The sequence below is a fragment of the Streptomyces sp. NBC_00354 genome (assembly GCF_036106915.1).
Lineage (GTDB): Bacteria > Actinomycetota > Actinomycetes > Streptomycetales > Streptomycetaceae > Streptomyces.
Genome location: NZ_CP107983.1, coordinates 6,184,495 through 6,200,857, shown reverse-complemented (window position 1 = coordinate 6,200,857; position 16,363 = coordinate 6,184,495). Strand labels below are relative to the sequence as shown.

General features: G+C 68.3%; 15 protein-coding genes and 1 tRNA gene. 10 read left to right on the top strand and 6 right to left on the bottom strand.

Translation table 11 applies throughout. The features are described from left to right. Positions 1-110: 110 nt before the first annotated feature. The 8 genes from OHT74_RS28445 (at position 111) to OHT74_RS28410 (ending at position 9,800) form a co-directional block, all read left to right on the top strand. Complete coding sequence (locus OHT74_RS28445; RefSeq protein ID WP_328621773.1) at positions 111-2,396, top strand: FdhF/YdeP family oxidoreductase; 2,286 nt, start codon at positions 111-113, stop codon at positions 2,394-2,396. A gap of 54 nt (positions 2,397-2,450) precedes the next feature. Next, positions 2,451-2,921, top strand: coding sequence for a PaaI family thioesterase (locus OHT74_RS28440; protein ID WP_328621772.1), 471 nt, complete (start codon positions 2,451-2,453; stop codon positions 2,919-2,921). A 165-nt stretch (positions 2,922-3,086) separates the two neighbouring features. Further along, entirely contained in the window at positions 3,087-3,497 is a 411-nt protein-coding gene (locus tag OHT74_RS28435) for a hypothetical protein (protein WP_328621771.1), read from the top strand. Between the two features lie 533 nt (positions 3,498-4,030). Beyond that, a complete protein-coding gene (locus OHT74_RS28430; RefSeq protein ID WP_266668080.1) occupies positions 4,031-5,269 on the top strand; it encodes a branched-chain amino acid ABC transporter substrate-binding protein in 1,239 nt (412 codons plus the stop codon). Positions 5,270-5,378: 109 nt separating this feature from the next. Further along, on the top strand, positions 5,379-6,311 hold the full coding sequence (locus tag OHT74_RS28425) for a branched-chain amino acid ABC transporter permease (protein ID WP_030292127.1): 933 nt from the start codon (positions 5,379-5,381) through the stop codon (positions 6,309-6,311). A gap of 5 nt (positions 6,312-6,316) precedes the next feature. After that, a complete protein-coding gene (locus tag OHT74_RS28420) occupies positions 6,317-8,047 on the top strand; it encodes a branched-chain amino acid ABC transporter permease (protein WP_266668078.1) in 1,731 nt (576 codons plus the stop codon). A 5-nt stretch (positions 8,048-8,052) separates the two neighbouring features. Then, positions 8,053-9,087: an ABC transporter ATP-binding protein gene (locus tag OHT74_RS28415; protein ID WP_328621770.1), complete on the top strand. Its 1,035-nt coding sequence runs from the start codon at positions 8,053-8,055 to the stop codon at positions 9,085-9,087. After that, positions 9,084-9,800, top strand: coding sequence for an ABC transporter ATP-binding protein (locus tag OHT74_RS28410; RefSeq protein WP_328621769.1), 717 nt, complete (start codon positions 9,084-9,086; stop codon positions 9,798-9,800). The genes OHT74_RS28415 and OHT74_RS28410 overlap by 4 nt, the downstream gene beginning before the upstream one ends. Positions 9,801-9,860: 60 nt before the next feature. On the opposite strand, the gene OHT74_RS28405 is transcribed toward OHT74_RS28410, so the two are convergent. Further along, complete coding sequence (locus tag OHT74_RS28405) at positions 9,861-10,511, bottom strand: ANTAR domain-containing response regulator (protein ID WP_266668072.1); 651 nt, start codon at positions 10,509-10,511, stop codon at positions 9,861-9,863. A gap of 100 nt (positions 10,512-10,611) precedes the next feature. Here OHT74_RS28405 and OHT74_RS28400 point away from each other — a divergent pair. Beyond that, positions 10,612-10,686, top strand: a tRNA-Leu gene (locus OHT74_RS28400). Between the two features lie 110 nt (positions 10,687-10,796). Beyond that, the gene (locus OHT74_RS28395) at positions 10,797-11,528 is read left to right on the top strand and encodes a helix-turn-helix domain-containing protein (protein WP_328621767.1); all 732 of its coding nucleotides are present in this window, start codon (positions 10,797-10,799) and stop codon (positions 11,526-11,528) included. Here OHT74_RS28395 and OHT74_RS28390 read toward each other — a convergent pair whose 3' ends face one another. From OHT74_RS28390 to OHT74_RS28370, 5 genes are all read right to left on the bottom strand, one after another. Continuing rightward, a complete protein-coding gene (locus OHT74_RS28390; RefSeq protein WP_328621766.1) occupies positions 11,529-11,993 on the bottom strand; it encodes a MarR family transcriptional regulator in 465 nt (154 codons plus the stop codon). Between the two features lie 163 nt (positions 11,994-12,156). Beyond that, positions 12,157-13,584, bottom strand: a complete 1,428-nt coding sequence (gene pyk, locus OHT74_RS28385; RefSeq protein WP_266993915.1) for a pyruvate kinase — start codon at positions 13,582-13,584, stop codon at positions 12,157-12,159. A gap of 151 nt (positions 13,585-13,735) precedes the next feature. Next, the gene (locus tag OHT74_RS28380) at positions 13,736-14,131 is read right to left on the bottom strand and encodes a GNAT family N-acetyltransferase (RefSeq protein ID WP_328621765.1); all 396 of its coding nucleotides are present in this window, start codon (positions 14,129-14,131) and stop codon (positions 13,736-13,738) included. Further along, positions 14,128-14,829: an SIMPL domain-containing protein gene (locus OHT74_RS28375; protein ID WP_266668062.1), complete on the bottom strand. Its 702-nt coding sequence runs from the start codon at positions 14,827-14,829 to the stop codon at positions 14,128-14,130. Before OHT74_RS28375 ends, OHT74_RS28380 begins: the two co-directional genes overlap by 4 nt. 237 nt (positions 14,830-15,066) lie before the next feature. Beyond that, positions 15,067-16,329 carry a ricin-type beta-trefoil lectin domain protein gene (locus OHT74_RS28370; protein ID WP_328621764.1) on the bottom strand — a complete coding sequence of 421 codons (1,263 nt, stop codon included), beginning with the start codon at positions 16,327-16,329 and terminating at the stop codon, positions 15,067-15,069. Positions 16,330-16,363: the final 34 nt, after the last annotated feature.

Here is a 16,363-nt window from a genome sequence, read left to right as displayed (position 1 = left end):
CTGACAATTCCGGCGTCGGCGATGTCCGCAGGGCGTGACAGGATCGGACGCCTACGCGAATACGAACAGCGGCCCACGCCGCGATGCTCGACTGCTCAAAGGGGAGCGACATGGCCACCAAGCCGCCCGCAGGTGATCCCGCACAGGACGCGCCGCAGGTCGCGCCCCCCAAGCAGGCCGCCGCCGGTCTGCCCGCGATCGGGCACACCTTGCGGATCGCCCAGCGGCAGATGGGCGTCGCCCGCACCGCGCGCACCCTGCTCAAGGTCAACCAGAAGAACGGCTTCGACTGCCCGGGCTGCGCCTGGCCCGAGGGAGACAAGCGGCACACCGCCGAGTTCTGCGAGAACGGCGCCAAGGCCGTCGCCGAGGAGGCCACGCTGCGCCGGGTCACCCCGGACTTCTTCGCCGAGCACCCCCTGGCCGACCTCGCCGGCCGCTCCGGCTACTGGCTGGGCCAGCAGGGCCGGATCACCGAGCCCATGCTCCTGGAAAGAGGGGCCCTCCCCGAGGGCGGCGACCGGTACGAGGCGGTCTCCTGGGAGCGGGCCTTCGAGATCATCGCCGAGGAGCTGACGGCCCTCGACTCCCCGGACGAGGCCCTCTTCTACACCTCGGGCCGCACCAGCAACGAGGCCGCGTTCCTCTTCCAGCTGTTCGCCCGCGAGTTCGGTACCAACAACCTGCCCGACTGCTCCAACATGTGCCACGAGTCCTCGGGCTCCGCGCTGACCGAGACCATCGGCATCGGCAAGGGCAGCGTCTCCCTCGAGGACCTCCACCAGGCCGACCTGATCATCGTCGCCGGGCAGAACCCGGGCACCAACCACCCGCGCATGCTCTCCGCCCTGGAGAAGGCCAAGTCCGCAGGCGCGAAGATCATCTCGGTCAACCCGCTGCCCGAGGCCGGGATGGAGCGGTTCAAGAACCCGCAGACCCCGATCGGCATGCTCAAGGGAACCGCCCTGAACGATCTGTTCCTGCAGATCCGCATCGGCGGCGACCAGGCCCTCTTCCGCCTCCTCAACAAGCTCGTCATCGAGACGGAGGGCGCCACCGACGAGGCCTTCATCCGCGAGCACACCCACGGCTACGAGGAGCTCGCGGCCGCCGCCGAGAAGGCCGACTGGGCCGAGACCCTCACCGCCACCGGCCTGACCCGGCCCGAGATCGAGCAGGCGCTGGCCATGGTCCTGGCCTCGAAGCGCACCATCGTCTGCTGGGCCATGGGCCTCACCCAGCACAAGCACGCCGTCGCCACCATCCGCGAGGTCGTCAACCTCCTCCTGCTGCGCGGCAACATCGGCCGCCCCGGCGCCGGCGTCTGCCCCGTGCGCGGCCACTCCAACGTCCAGGGCGACCGCACCATGGGGATCTTCGAGCGCCCCGCGCCCGCCTTCCTCGACGCCCTCGACAAGGAATTCAAGATCACCTCGCCGCGCGGGCACGGCTTCGACGTGGTCCGCTCCATCCAGGCCCTGCGCGACGGCGAGGCCAAGGTCCTCTTCGCCATGGGCGGCAACTTCGTCGGCGCCACCCCCGACACCGAGGTCACCGAGGCCGCGATCCGCCGCGCCTCCCTGACCGTCCACGTCTCCACCAAGCTCAACCGCTCCCACGCGGTCACCGGCCGGCGCGCCCTGATCCTGCCCACCCTCGGCCGCACCGACAAGGACATCCAGGCCTCCGGCAAGCAGTTCGTCACCGTCGAGGACTCCATGGGCATGGTCCACTCCTCGCGCGGCAACCTCGCCCCGGCCTCGCCGCACCTGCTCTCCGAGCCCGCGATCGTGGCCCGCATGGCCCGCGCCGTCCTCGGCCAGGCCTCAAAGACCCCGTGGGAGGAGTTCGAGCGGGACTACGCGACGATCCGCGACCGGATCGCCCGCGTGATCCCCGGCTTCGAGGACTTCAACGCCCGCGTGGCCCGCCCCGGAGGCTTCCAGCTCCCGCACGCCCCGCGCGACGAGCGCCGCTTCCCTACGAAGACCGGCAAGGCCAACTTCACCGCCGCGCCCGTCGAGTACCCGAAGATCCCCGAGGGCCGGCTGCTCCTGCAGACCCTGCGCAGCCACGACCAGTACAACACCACCATCTACGGCCTCGACGACCGCTACCGCGGGATCACCGGCGGCCGCCGCGTCGTCCTGGTCCACCCCGAGGACGCCGCGGAGCTCGGGCTCGCGGACGGCTCGTACACCGACCTGGTGAGCGAGTGGAACGACGCCGTGGAGCGGCGCGCCCCCGGCTTCCGCGTGGTGCACTACCCGACGGCCCGGGGCTGCGCGGCCGCGTACTACCCCGAGACCAACGTGCTGGTCCCGCTCGACTCCACCGCCGACACCAGCAACACCCCCGCGAGCAAGTCCGTCGTCGTGCGCTTCGAACCAGCCTGATAGAACGACCTCAGGACAAGATGGTTAACGATCGTTGACGAACGGAGCCCGCCCATGGGTGAGCAGCACGCTGTGAAGTTCCCGCAGGAGGTCCTCGACGAGTACTCGGCCCTGGGCATCGACCTGCCCGCGCTGTTCTCGGCGGGCGACCTCGGCGAGCGGATGGACATCCGCATCCTCGAGGCCTCGGCCGAGCGCGTCGTCGGCACCATGCCGGTCAAGGGCAACACCCAGCCGTACGGGCTGCTGCACGGCGGGGCCTCCGCCGTCCTCGCCGAGACCCTCGGCTCGGTCGGCGCGATGATGCACGGTGGCATCACCAAGGTCGCCGTCGGTGTCGACCTGAACTGCACCCACCACCGCGGCGTACGGTCGGGCGTGGTCACCGGCGTCGCCACCCCCGTCCACCGCGGCCGCTCCACCGCCACGTACGAGGTCGTGATCAGCGACGAGCAGGACCGGCGCGTGTGCACCGCCCGCCTGACCTGCCTGCTGCGCGACGCGGACCCCGCCGCCGAGGCCTGAGCCGTACGCCACGAGCCCCGCAGGCCCGGATCCCGCCCCTCCCGGGGGCCGGATCCGGGCCTGCGGCGTATACGCCCGGCCCCGAAACCGCCCGGAATCCGCCAGTCCGCACCCGGCGCCGCGACGACTGTTGTGTCACCGAAGGTGACGTCCTACCTTCCCTTCATGGGGACCCAGCCACGCATCGCGGCCCGGTACGGCATCACCGCACTGCTCACGGCGCTCACCATGTCCGGATGCTCCACTTCCGCACCAACCGCCCCGCAGGCCCCGTCAACGCCCGTATCCAGCCCCTCCTCGCCCGCCCAGATCTGCACAAGTCTGGTGTCCTACTGGGTGAAGGAGACCCTCAAGGGCAGCAAATGGTCCGGCCTGGACTGGGAACAGAAGGGCCTCTCCAACGATCAGTACAAGATCCACGAGGAAGCCGTCGCCGCAGGCCGCGCCGAGGAGCGAACTGCCGGTCTGGACAAGGCACTTGAACTGGTCGACCGATTCGTGGCGCAGCGCTGCGCCGAGCAGAACGGGGCCACGTGGAGTTCTGAGAACTGGCGGCCCCCGAGCCCGGCCGGGTGACCGGAATCCCGCGTGCGCTGTCCGGCTTCCGGGCACCCTGCGGTGGACGGTCGATCCGCAGGTCGGAAGCCCGCAGGACCCCGGAACAAGATCGATTCACCCGAAGTGGATCAAGAAGAAAAATTACCCACAGTAATGCCGACGCCCCACAGAATCCCCTTTTTCCCCGGCGGAATGCCACCCACCGGATTCCTTCGGGCACAGTCAGCGACAATTGGCCACTTTTGATCAATGACAGGAGCATGAACCCCTCAAGCCCCTTAGGGGAACGGTGAATTCTCACCATGCGGACATTCCCCGAAGTCACAATACGTCCGTTTTGTCCGCACTCCCGCCGCACATTCTTGGCCTCGGCATAACAAGACAGTCACATCATCCTTTCCCTGCTCCCCGCACTCGCCACCTCGGCCTAGAGTCACGGCCAGTCACCGCGCCACTTGAGCGCAACCCAGCACGGCCGTGGACCTCCCAGTGCGGCCCGGCGACCAAACGGCACCTCAAATGAGGGGGCCGCGCCAGGGAAAGGAAGAATCGTGCGACACCGTTCTTTGCTCGTCCTCACCACCGTGATCACCACGGGAGCACTGACCCTCACCGCCTGCGGATCGCGCGATGAGGCCAAGACCGGCGGGGACAAGTCCGGCGGCTCCAAGACCGTCGTCGTCATCGGCGTGGACGCCCCCCTCACCGGCTCGCTCTCTGCCCTCGGCCAGGGCATCAAGAACTCCGTCGACCTCGCGGCCAAGACGGCCAACAAGAACAACGAGGTCCCGGGCATCGAGTTCAAGGTCGAGGCCCTCGACGACCAGGCCGTCCCGGCCTCCGGCCAGGCCAACGCCACCAAGCTCGTCGGCAACAAGGACGTCGTCGGCGTCGTCGGCCCGCTGAACTCCGGCGTCGCACAGCAGATGCAGGGAGTCTTCGCCTCCGCCAACCTGGCGCAGGTCTCCCCCGCCAACACCAACCCCGCGCTCAGCCAGGGCGACAACTGGGGCAAGGGCGAGTTCAAGCGCCCCTTCAAGACCTACTTCCGCACCGCCGCCACCGACGTGGTCCAGGGCAAGTTCGCCGCCCAGTACCTCTTCAAGGACGCCGGCAAGAAGAAGGTCTTCGTCGTCGACGACAAGCAGACCTACGGCGCCGGCCTCGCCGCGATCTTCGCCGACGAGTTCAAGAAGCTCGGCGGCGAGGTCGTCGGCACCGACCACGTCACCGTGAAGGAGACCGACTTCTCCTCCACCGCCGACAAGGTCAAGTCCTCCGGCGCCGACTCCGTCTACTTCGGCGGCCAGTACCCCGAGGGCGGCCTCCTCGCCGACCAGATCAAGAAGGCCGGAGCCAACATCCCGCTCATGGGCGGCGACGGCATCCAGGACCCCGCCTTCATCACCGCCTCCGGCGAGGCCAACGAGGGCGACCTCTCCACCTCCATCGGCTACCCGGTCGAGAAGCTGCCCACCGCCAAGACCTTCATCGCCGACTACCAGGCCGGCGGCTACAAGGACCCCTACGCGGCTTACGGCGGCTACTCCTACGACGCCGGCTGGTCCGTCGTCCAGGCCGTCAAGGCCGTCGTCGCCGCCAACGGCGGCAAGCTCCCCACCGACGCCCGCGCCAAGGTCGTCGAGGCCCTCGGCAAGGTGTCCTTCGAGGGCGTGACCGGCAAGGTCGCCTTCGACGAGTACGGCGACACCACCAACAAGCAGCTCACGGTCTACAAGGTCGAGGGCGGCAAGTGGATCGACGTCAAGAGCGACACGTTCAACCAGTAATCCCGTAGCACCCCGCACCACCAGCACCACCTGAACCAAACCACCGCGCGAGGGCGCAACAGCGCCCTCGCGCGGAGTCTTATCCGACACGCTCATCGGAGGCCCTGCGGTGCACGAACTGCCGCAACAGCTGGCCAACGGCCTTGCCCTCGGTGCCCTTTATGGCCTCATCGCCATCGGGTACACCATGGTCTACGGCATCGTCCAGCTCATCAACTTCGCCCACGGCGAGATCTTCATGATCGGCGGCTTCGGCGCACTCACCGCCTACGCCATCCTCCCGACCGGCACCTCCCTGCTGATCGCGATACCCGTCATGATCATCGGAGGCTCCCTCGTCTCCGTCCTCGTCGCCATGGGAGCCGAACGCTTCGCGTACCGTCCCCTGCGCAGCGCTCCCCGGCTCGCACCCCTCATCACCGCAATCGGCCTCTCGATCGCGCTCCAGCAGCTCGTCTGGCAGTTCTACCCGGACGCCAAGAAGGCCGTCAGCTTCCCCGAGTTCAAGGGCGAAGCCTTCAAGATCACCGACAGCCTGGCCATCCAGCGCGCGGACGCCTTCGTCCTCATCCTCGCCCCGCTCTGCATGCTCGCCCTCGGCGTCTTCGTCCAGAAGAGCCGCAGCGGCCGCGCCATGCAGGCCACCGCGCAGGACCCCGACACCGCGAAGCTGATGGGCATCAACACCGACCGCATCATCGTCATGGCCTTCGCCATCGGTGCCGCGTTCGCCGCCGTCGCCGCCGTCGCCTACGGCCTCGACAAGGGCCAGATCAACTTCGAGATGGGCTTCATACTCGGCCTCAAGGCCTTCACCGCAGCCGTCCTCGGCGGCATCGGCAACATCTACGGAGCCATGGTCGGCGGCGTCGTCCTCGGCCTCGCCGAAGCCCTGTCGATCGCCTACATCGAAGACATCCCCGGCATGTCGCAGCTCGGCGGTGGAGCCTGGTCCAACGTCTGGGCGTTCGTACTCCTCATCGTCGTCCTCCTCGTGCGGCCACAAGGCCTGCTCGGTGAGCGCGTCGCGGATCGGGCGTGAGAACCATGACCAACGAAGCAACCCTCCCGCTCGAAGCCGAGGCCGAGGCCACCGGCGACGTCTCCCGCACCGCACTGCTCTACGCAGTCATCGGCGGAAGCCTGCTGACCATCATCAGCACCTTCCTCGCCTGGACCTGGACCTCCGAGTTCCCCGGTGACCTCACCTACTACGGCAGCCCGGCCCCCATCCAGTTCCTGAGCCTCGTCGGCGCCCTCCTCACCGCCGCCCACGCGCTCTCCGCGCTCGGCGTCAAGGGCCTGCGCTGGCTCACCCCCACCGGCGCCCGCAAGCCCGTGTGGATCCTCTCGCTCGGCACCCTCGCCGGCACCTGGTTCACCGTCATCGCCATCGCATGGGTCCTCGGCGGCTTCGTCCACCTGGAGCCCGGCGCCTACCTCGCCCTCATCGGCTCGCTCGTCCCGGCCCTCGCCGCGTACAAGCTCCCCGACGACAGCCACAAGGCGGCCGCCGCCAAGAAGCTGCCCTCCTGGGGCGAGATCCTCATCATCATCGGCGCCTTCGCCGTCGGCCTCTACGTCGTCACCTTCGGCATCGACACCGACGACAAGGAGCCGCAGCTCTTCGTCACGTACCTGATCATCGTCGGCTTCGCGGCCTTCGCCCTGCTCAAGTCCGGTCTCTTCGACCGACTCGGCCTCCTCACCGCGAAGAACCGCCAGGTCACCCTCATCGGTACCGCGGCCGCCGCGATCACCTTCCCGTTCATCCAGCAGAGCGGCGACACCTACACGCTCATCGCGGTCAACATCCTGATCTTCGCCACCGTCGCCCTCGGCCTCAACGTCGTCGTCGGCCTCGCAGGACTCCTCGACCTCGGATACGTCGCCTTCCTCGGCGTCGGCGCCTACGCCGCCGCCCTGGTCTCCGGCAGCACCGCCTCCGCCTTCGGCTTCCAACTGCCCTTCTGGGCAGCGGTCATCGTCGGCGCCCTCGCCTCGCTCATCTTCGGCGTGATCATCGGAGCCCCGACCCTCCGCCTGCGCGGCGACTACCTCGCCATCGTCACCCTCGGCTTCGGAGAAATCTTCCGCATCGCCATGGGCAACCTCGACGGCACCTCCGGCCCCGACATCACCAACGGCCCCAACGGCATCCCCAACATCCCCCACCTCGAACTCTTCGGGTGGAACTTCGGGGAGTCGCACACGGTCGGCGGCATCGTCCTCGGCGCCTACGCCAACTACTACTTCCTGATGCTGCTCGTGATGGCACTCGTCATCCTGGTCTTCGCCCGTGCCGGCAACAGCCGCATCGGCCGCGCCTGGGTCGCCATCCGCGAAGACGAGACCGCCGCCGAAGCCATGGGCATCAACGGCTTCAAGGTCAAGCTCATCGCCTTCGCCCTCGGCGCCACCCTCGCCGGCCTCGCCGGCACCGTCCAGGCACACGTCAACAGCACGGTCGTCCCCGAGAACTACGTCTTCGCCGGGCCCGTCCCGCCGAACTCCGCGTTCCTCCTCGCCGCCGTCATCCTCGGCGGCATGGGCACCATCCGCGGCCCCATCCTCGGCGCCGCACTGCTCTTCCTGATCCCGGCGAAGCTGGCCTTCCTCCAGGACTACCAGCTCCTCGCCTTCGGCATCGCCCTCATCCTGCTCATGCGCTTCCGCCCCGAAGGCCTCATCGCCAACAAGCGCGCGCAGCTCGAGTTCCACGACGACACCGCTGACCAGGCCCCCACGGACCTGGCCACCGCCAAGGCGGGGGCGTGAACACCATGACCACCACAGACACCACCACGACGACCACCGTCCTCGATGCCAGCGGCGTCACCATGCGCTTCGGCGGCCTCACCGCCGTCAAGGGCGTCGACCTCAAGGTCAACGCGGGCGAGATCGTCGGACTCATCGGCCCCAACGGCGCCGGCAAGACCACCTTCTTCAACTGCCTCACCGGGCTGTACGTCCCCACCGAGGGAACCGTCAGCTACAAGGGCACGGTCCTGCCGCCCAAGCCCCACCTGGTCACCAGCGCCGGCATCGCCCGCACCTTCCAGAACATCCGGCTCTTCCACAACATGACGGTGCTGGAGAACGTCCTCGTCGGACGCCACACCCGCACCAAGGAAGGCCTCTGGTCCGCCCTCCTGCGCGGCCCCGGCTTCAAGAAGGCCGAAGCCGCCAGCGAGGCACGGGCCATGGAACTCCTCGAGTTCATCGGCCTGGAGAAGAAGGCACAGCACCTCGCCAAGAACCTCCCCTACGGCGAACAGCGCAAGCTCGAAATCGCCCGCGCGCTCGCCAGCGACCCCGGTCTCATCCTCCTGGACGAGCCGACCGCCGGCATGAACCCGCAGGAAACCCGCGCCGCCGAAGAACTCATCTTCGCGATCCGGGACATGGGCATCGCCGTACTCGTCATCGAGCACGACATGCGCTTCATCTTCAACCTCTGCGACCGCGTCGCCTGCCTCGTCCAGGGCGAAAAGCTCATCGAAGGCACCGCAGCCGAGGTCCAGGGCGACGAGCGCGTCATCGCCGCCTACCTCGGCGAGCCCTTCGAAGGCGACCCGGGCGCGGCGGAGGTCGCCGTGATCGAAGCCGCCGAAGCCGACGCGTCGGCCGAGGCGGAGGCAGAGGCCGAGGCACCGGCAGAGGCAGAGGCCGAGGCAGAGGCCGAGGCAGAGGCCGAGGCAGAGGCCGAGGCCGAAGCTGAGCCGGACGCCGACGCGGAGCCGGAAGCGGAAGCGGACGCCGACGCCGACGCCGACAGCACCACCAGCACCACCAGCACGGACGGAGACGCCAAGTGACCGCACTGCTCGAGGTCAAAGACCTCAAGGTCGCCTACGGCAAGATCGAAGCCGTCAAGGGAATCTCCTTCGAGGTCAACGAAGGCGAAATCGTCTGCCTCGTCGGCACCAACGGCGCCGGCAAGACGACCACCCTCCGCACCCTCTCCGGACTCCTCAAGCCCGCCAGCGGCACCGTCACCTTCGACGGCAAGCCGCTCACGCAGGTCCCCGCCCACAAGATCGTCTCCCTGGGCCTCGCCCACTCCCCCGAGGGACGCCACATCTTCCCCCGGCTGACGATCGCCGAAAACCTCCAACTCGGCGCCTTCCTGCGCACCGACAAGGACGGCATCGAGAAGGACATCCAGCGCGCCTACGAGATGTTCCCCATCCTGGGCGAACGCCGCAAGCAGGCCGCCGGCACCCTCTCGGGCGGCGAACAGCAGATGCTCGCCATGGGCCGCGCCCTCATGTCCCAGCCCAAGCTGCTCATGCTGGACGAGCCCTCCATGGGCCTCTCCCCGCTCATGATGCAGAAGATCATGGCGACCATCGCCGAACTCAAGGCCGCGGGCACCACCATCCTGCTCGTCGAGCAGAACGCCCAGGCCGCCCTCTCGCTGGCCGACCAGGCCCACGTGATGGAGATCGGCAAGATCGTGCTCTCCGGCTCCGGCCAGGAGCTCCTCCACAACGAGGACGTCCGCAAGGCGTACCTCGGCGAGGACTAAAGATCCGCTCAAGCCTGAGGCCCGCCACCGTCCCCCGGTGGCGGGCCTCACGCGTACCCGCTACTGCGCGGCGTTCTTCTTCTCCTCGGCGTCCTCGATGACCGCCTCGGCAACCTGCTGCATGGACATACGACGATCCATGGAGGTCTTCTGGATCCACCGGAACGCAGCGGGCTCGGAAAGCCCGTACTGCGTCTGCAGAATGCTCTTCGCACGGTCCACCAGCTTGCGGGTCTCCAGCCGCAGCGAGAGGTCCGCAACCTCCTTCTCGAGCGCCTTCAGCTCCGCGAAACGCGACACGGCCATCTCGATGGCCGGCACCACGTCACTCTTGCTGAACGGCTTCACCAGGTACGCCATGGCCCCGGCGTCCCGCGCCCGCTCGACCAGGTCACGCTGCGAGAACGCGGTCAGCATGAGTACCGGGGCGATGGACTCCTCCGCGATCTTCTCCGCCGCGGAGATCCCGTCCAGGACCGGCATCTTCACGTCGAGGATCACCAGGTCGGGGCGGTGCTCCCGGGCCAGCTCGACGGCGGTCTGCCCGTCCCCGGCCTCGCCGACCACGGCGTAGCCCTCCTCCTCGAGCATCTCTTTCAGATCGAGACGGATGAGCGCCTCGTCCTCGGCGATGACGACGCGGGTCGTCAGCGGCGGAACGTGCGACTGGTCGGCGTCGGGCGTGGGCGTCGACTCGTGCTCGGCGGTCACTGGAGGCTCCTCTTTGCGGGGCATAGCAAACTGCCACGAGCCTACCTAGCTACGGTATGGTGGACTCGCAGCGGGTCGGAGGGAACCTTCGATTCGCTGGGCCCCGGTAGCCCAATTGGCAGCAGGCGATGGATTCAAAACCCATTCAGTGTCGGTTCGAGTCCGACCCGGGGCACTTTTCCTCACTTTCCAAGGTCACGCGATAATCGCGTGACCTTCACTCGTATCAGCGAACCGCACCGAAATGCGTAGCCTGAGCGAATTCTGCACGGCAGCGTCGACAGCATGTACGACATGGCTACCCGCCGACGGGCCTTGGGCTTGCTCGCCGACGGGCGCAGCATGAACTCCGTCAGCAGGGAAACCGGGATATCCCGGTCCGCCATCCGTGCGTGGCAGGTACGCATCGAACCGCTACCCCGCATCAACGCGGCACCTTGTTCCGGCCCAGACCACGCGGCGTCCTACGCCTATCTCCTCGGCCTCTATCTCGGCGACGGCTGCATCAGCCCGCACCCGCGCGGCGGGCACCACCTGAGGATCGCCTGTGCCGACGCGTGGCCGGGGCTCATCGAGCTGTGCCGCGCAGCGATCACAGCCGTGCGACCCGACCACAAGGTCTACGTGTTGCAGCGCCAAGGCTGCGTCGCCGTCACCAGCTACGGTCGGCACTGGACGTGCATGTTCCCCCAGCACGGGCCCGGCAAGAAGCACGAGCGGCGGATCGTCCTCGAAGGATGGCAGCAGGAGATCGTCGATGCCCATCCGTGGGAGTTCGTCCGGGGGCTCATCCACTCCGACGGGTGTCGGATCACGAACTGGACCGTCCGGAACGGCAAGCGCTACGAGTACCCGCGGTATTTCTTCACCAACAAGTCGGCCGACATCACCGGGCTCCTGACCAGCACGCTGGACCGCCTCGGCGTCGAGTGGAAGCAGGCGAATGCCTGCAACGTCTCCATCGCCCGCAAGGCGTCCGTGGCTCTCATGGACGCCCACATCGGGCCGAAGTACTAGCTAGGACGGCAGGTCGCCGTCGCCGCCCAGGTTGGCGACCATGCGGCGCAGGGTGTCGATCGTGGCCGCGTAGGTGGCGTCGTCTATGCCCTGGCGGTAGCGGGTGTGGACCTCGGCGTTGCGGGTGTGGGCGCGGAGGCGGCCTTCTTCGCCTGCCCGGGTCAGGGTGAGGGTGCCGTCCTCTGATTCGGTCAGCCAGCCGCGTGCGGTGAGGTCGTCGTAGACGGCACGGAAGTCGGTGTTCTGGTCGTCGTAGGGGGTCAGTTTCTCGGTGAGGGCGGGGCGGGTCCAGGTTCCGGGGGCGCCGGCGATGTGGTTCAGGGTCCACCAGTGGGGCTGGGTGAGGTGTTCCTCGGCGAGGGAGGTGCGGAGGGCGCTGATGACCAGGGTGGCGGCTTCGCGGCTCCAGTAGCCGATGGGCTGGGCGGCGAGGCGGTCCTGGGGGTAGGTCTTGATCGTCGTCATGCGCGTCACCGTAGGACCTCGAGTTTGGTTGAGGTCAAGGTGTCGTGGAGGGGCCTGGCGTAGTCGATTTCGCTTGGACCTTCGGCGAGTTGGGGTGCGGCGTGGCCGGCGTGGCCGCGTCGGGCAGATGAGGCGCCCGACGCGGTGGGTGGTGCGGGCGGGGTCAGCGTACGGGGTCGCCGATGTGGTGGACGCGGACCAGGTTGGTGGATCCGGTGACTCCGGGGGGCGAGCCGGCGGTGATGACGACTACGTCGCCGGGTACGCAGCGGCCGATGCGCAGGAGTTCTTCTTCGACTTGGGCGACCATGGCGTCGGTGGAGTCGACGTGGGGGCCGAGGAAGGTTTCGACGCCCCAGGTGAGGTTGAGCTGGGAGCGGGTGGCGGGGTCGGGGGTGAAGGCGAGGAGGGGGATGGGTGAGCGGTAGCGGGAGAGTCGGCGGACGGTGTCGCCGCTCTGGGTGAAGGCGATGAGGAATTTGGCGCCGAGGAAGTCGCCCATTTCGGCGGCTGCGCGGGCGACGGCTCCGCCTTGGGTGCGGGGCTTGCTGCGTTCGGTGAGTGGGGGGAGGCCCTTGGCGAGGATGTCTTCTTCGGCGGCTTCGACGATGCGGGACATCGTCTTGACCGTTTCGACGGGGTATTTGCCGACGCTGGTTTCGCCGCTGAGCATGACGGCGTCGGTGCCGTCGATGACGGCGTTGGCGACGTCGGAGGCTTCGGCGCGGGTGGGTCGGGAGTTGTCGATCATCGAGTCGAGCATCTGGGTGGCGACGATGACGGGTTTGGCGTTGCGCTTGGCCAGTTTGACGGCGCGCTTTTGGACGATGGGGACTTGTTCGAGGGGCATTTCGACGCCGAGGTCGCCGCGGGCGACCATGATGCCGTCGAATGCGGCGACGATGTCGTCGATGTTCTCGACTGCTTGGGGCTTTTCGATTTTGGCGATGACGGGGAGGCGGCGGCCTTCTTCGTCCATGATGCGGTGGACGTCTTGGATGTCGTGGCCGCTGCGGACGAAGGAGAGGGCGATGACGTCGGCGCCGGTGCGCAGGGCCCAGCGGAGGTCGTCGATGTCCTTGTCGGAGAGGGCGGGGACGGAGACGGCGACTCCGGGGAGGTTGAGTCCTTTATGGTCGGAGACCATGCCGCCTTCGATGACGAGGGTGTGGACGCGGGGGCCGTCGATGCCGGTGACTTCGAGGGTGACACGGCCGTCGTCGACGAGGATGCGTTCGCCGGTGGTGACGTCGGCGGCGAGGCCTTTGTAGGTGGTGCCGCAGGTGTGGCGGTCGCCTTCGAGGTCTTCGACGGTGATGGTGAATTCGTCGCCGCGTTCAAGGAGTACGGGGCCTTCGGTGAATCGGCCGAGGCGGATCTTCGGGCCTTGAAGGTCTGCGAGGATGCCGACGCTGCGGCCGGTTTCGTCGGAGGCTTTGCGTACGCGCTGGTAGCGGTCCTCGTGTTCGGCGTAGGTGCCGTGGCTGAGGTTGAGGCGGGCGATGTCCATTCCGGCTTCGACCAGGGCTTTGATCTGGTCGTATGAGTCGGTGGCGGGGCCCAGGGTACATACGATTTTTGCTCGGCGCATGGGGCGAGCGTATGCCCCTACCAGGCGGTAGGAAATTGGTTCCGGGTGTCCACTCAACAACCGTTGGGCAAAAGGTTGTTGACAATTGTTGAATGTGCGTGGGGGTGCTCTGATGAGCACCCCCGGGGGCATCGTGCGTGCACGTTTTTGATCAGTTCTCGGGGGTGAGCGTGCGCTCGTGGCGGATGCCTGGGCGGCCGTCGACGGTGGTGGTGCCGACCTGGGTGAATCCGTTGCGCCGGAGGACGGTCAGGGACGCCGGGTTGTCGAGGGTGGTGACGGCGGTGAGGCGGGAGAGCCGGTACGTGCTGCGCGCGAGGCGGCAGATTTCGGCGACGGCGGCGGTGGCCGTGCCGCGGCCGGCGGCGTGTTCGGCGAGCAGGGCGCGGTGGCGGTCGGCGAATTCGGTGAAGTAGGCGTCGCCGCGGTCGGGGACGGTCCGTGCGAAGTAGGCGCGGTTGTCCCGTTCGAATGCGAGGAGGGTGGGGGCGTGGTCGGCGCGGAGGGGTTCCAGTGTCCATGCGCCGGCCGGGGTGGTGGTGTTCACAGTTGGGGTGGGGTCATGGTGAAGCGGGCGTTGACCTGGGCGTAGACGGTCTGGCGCTGGGGTTCGAGGTCGAGGGGCGGGGCGGTTTCTTCGGTGGTGCTGAAGGCCATGGTGCGCATGCCGGCGCCGGGGGCGGCTGCTTGGAAGGGGAGGGCGTTTTCGGCGCCGAGGTCGGCGAGTTCGACGAGGGCGGCGAGGTCGGCGCCGAGGGCGGCGGCGTATTCGCGGGCGCGTTGGACGGCTTCGAGTACGGCTTGGCGGCGGGCTTCGCCGTGGGCGGGTGAGGTGGGGCGCAGGGCCCACCAGGGGCCGTCGACGCTGGTGAGTTCGAGGTCGGCGAGGCGGGTGGTGAGTTCGCCGAGGGCGGTGAAGTCGGCGAGTTCGGTGGTGATGTGGACGCGGCCGTGGTAGGCGCGGATGCGTTCGGCGCGGCCGTGTCGGGTGAGTTCGGGGTTGATGGAGAAGGCGCCGGTTTCGAGTTTTTCGACGGCGTCGCCGTAGCTTTTGACGAGTTCGAGGACGGTGTTGTTGCGGCGGGTGAGGTCTTCGAGTGCGGTGCGTCGGTCGGTGCCGCGGGCGGTGACGGTGATGCCGAGGCGGGCGATTTCGGGGTCGACTTCGAGGCGGGCTTCGCCGCGGACGGCGACGCGGGGGACTTCGGGGGTTCCGTAGGGCTGGGGTGCGGAGTCCTGGGTCATGGTTTCAGGGTCGCATTGTCGTGCGGGGTGTGGCGTGTGGCGTGTGGGTTCTGGCAGCGCGTCGTGGAGGGCGGCCCGGGGGCGGGCGCCGGGGCGTTGGGGGGTGTCGGGTGTGTCGGTGAGGTGGGTGCGGGCTTCGGTGGCGGCTCGTGCGCGGCGGAGGTGTTCTCCGTGCCTCCGCTGCCAGGCCCACGCTGATCTGCGTGGGTCCGGCAACAGGGGCTCGGGCGGTGCCCGCTAGTTGGGGAGGTTCCATTTCTGGTGGGGGGCGCCGCCGCAGGTCCAGATCTGGAGGCGGGTTGCGTTGGCGGTGTTGTTGCCGGTGACGTCGAGGCATTTGTCGGCTTGTGGGTTGACGATGTCGCGGGCCGCGGGCAGGGCCCAGCGTTGTGCGGGGGTGCCGTTGCAGTCGTAGAGCTGGACGGGGGTGCCGTCGGTGGTGGCGCCGCCGGTCACGTCGAGGCATTTGCCGAGGGCGCGCAGGGTGCCGTCGGCGGCGATGGTCCACTGCTGGGCGGGGGTGTTGTTGCAGTCGTAGAGCTGGACGGGGGTGCCGTTGGCGGGGTTGGCGCCGGCGACGTCGACGCATTTGCCCGCGAGGCCGGTGATCGGGCCGGTGCGGGCGGTGCCGGTGTCGGAGGTGGTGACCCGTACGTGGTCGACGACGAGTTGCTGGGGGAAGGCGGTGCCGGCGTCGGGGTCGCCGGGCCAGTAGCCGCCGACGGCGAGGTTGAGGATCAGGAAGAACGGCTTGTTGAAGGCCCAGGTGCGGCCGCCGAGGTCGGCGGGGGTGCGGTGCTGGTAGAGGGTGCCGTCGACGGACCAGCTGATGGAGTCGGGGGCCCAGTCGACGGCGAAGGTGTGGAATGCGTCGGCGAAGGCCTGGCCGCCGGGGAGGGTGTGGGCGGCGCCGATGCCGCCGGAGCCGGAGTATCCGGGTCCGTGGATCGTTCCGTGGATGGTGGAGGGTTCGAATCCGACGTTCTCCATGACGTCGATCTCGCCGGAGTTCGGCCAGCCGACCTGGCCGATGTCGTTGCCGAGCATCCAGAACGCGGGCCACATCCCCTGGCCGCGCGGGACTTTGAGTCTGGCTTCGACGTGTCCGTAGGCCTGGGTGAAGCGGCCGGCGGTGTTGAGCCGTGCGGAGGTGTATTCGCAGCGTCCGTACCAGCAGTTGTAGTTGCCGGGGTTCTCGCGGCGGGCGGTGATCACGAGGTGGCCCTGGCCGTCGAGGGCGGCGTTCTGATGGGCCGCCGTGTAGTACTGCCGTTCGTGGTTGTTGACGTTGTCGCCGGTCTCGGTCTGCCATTTTCCGGGGTCGGCGGCGGCTCCGGCCGGCCCGTCGAATTCATCGGAGAACGTGGCTGTGGTGGCTGCGGCGGCTGTGGCTGTGGGGGTTTCCGTGGCGCCGGTGGGCGGGGCGGCGAGGCCGCTCCAGCAGAGCAGGGCGAGGGCGCCGAGTGCGGTGCGGCGGCGCCAGGTGGTGCGGATGGTCATGACATCACATCACTTCAGGTGGGGGGACTCACCT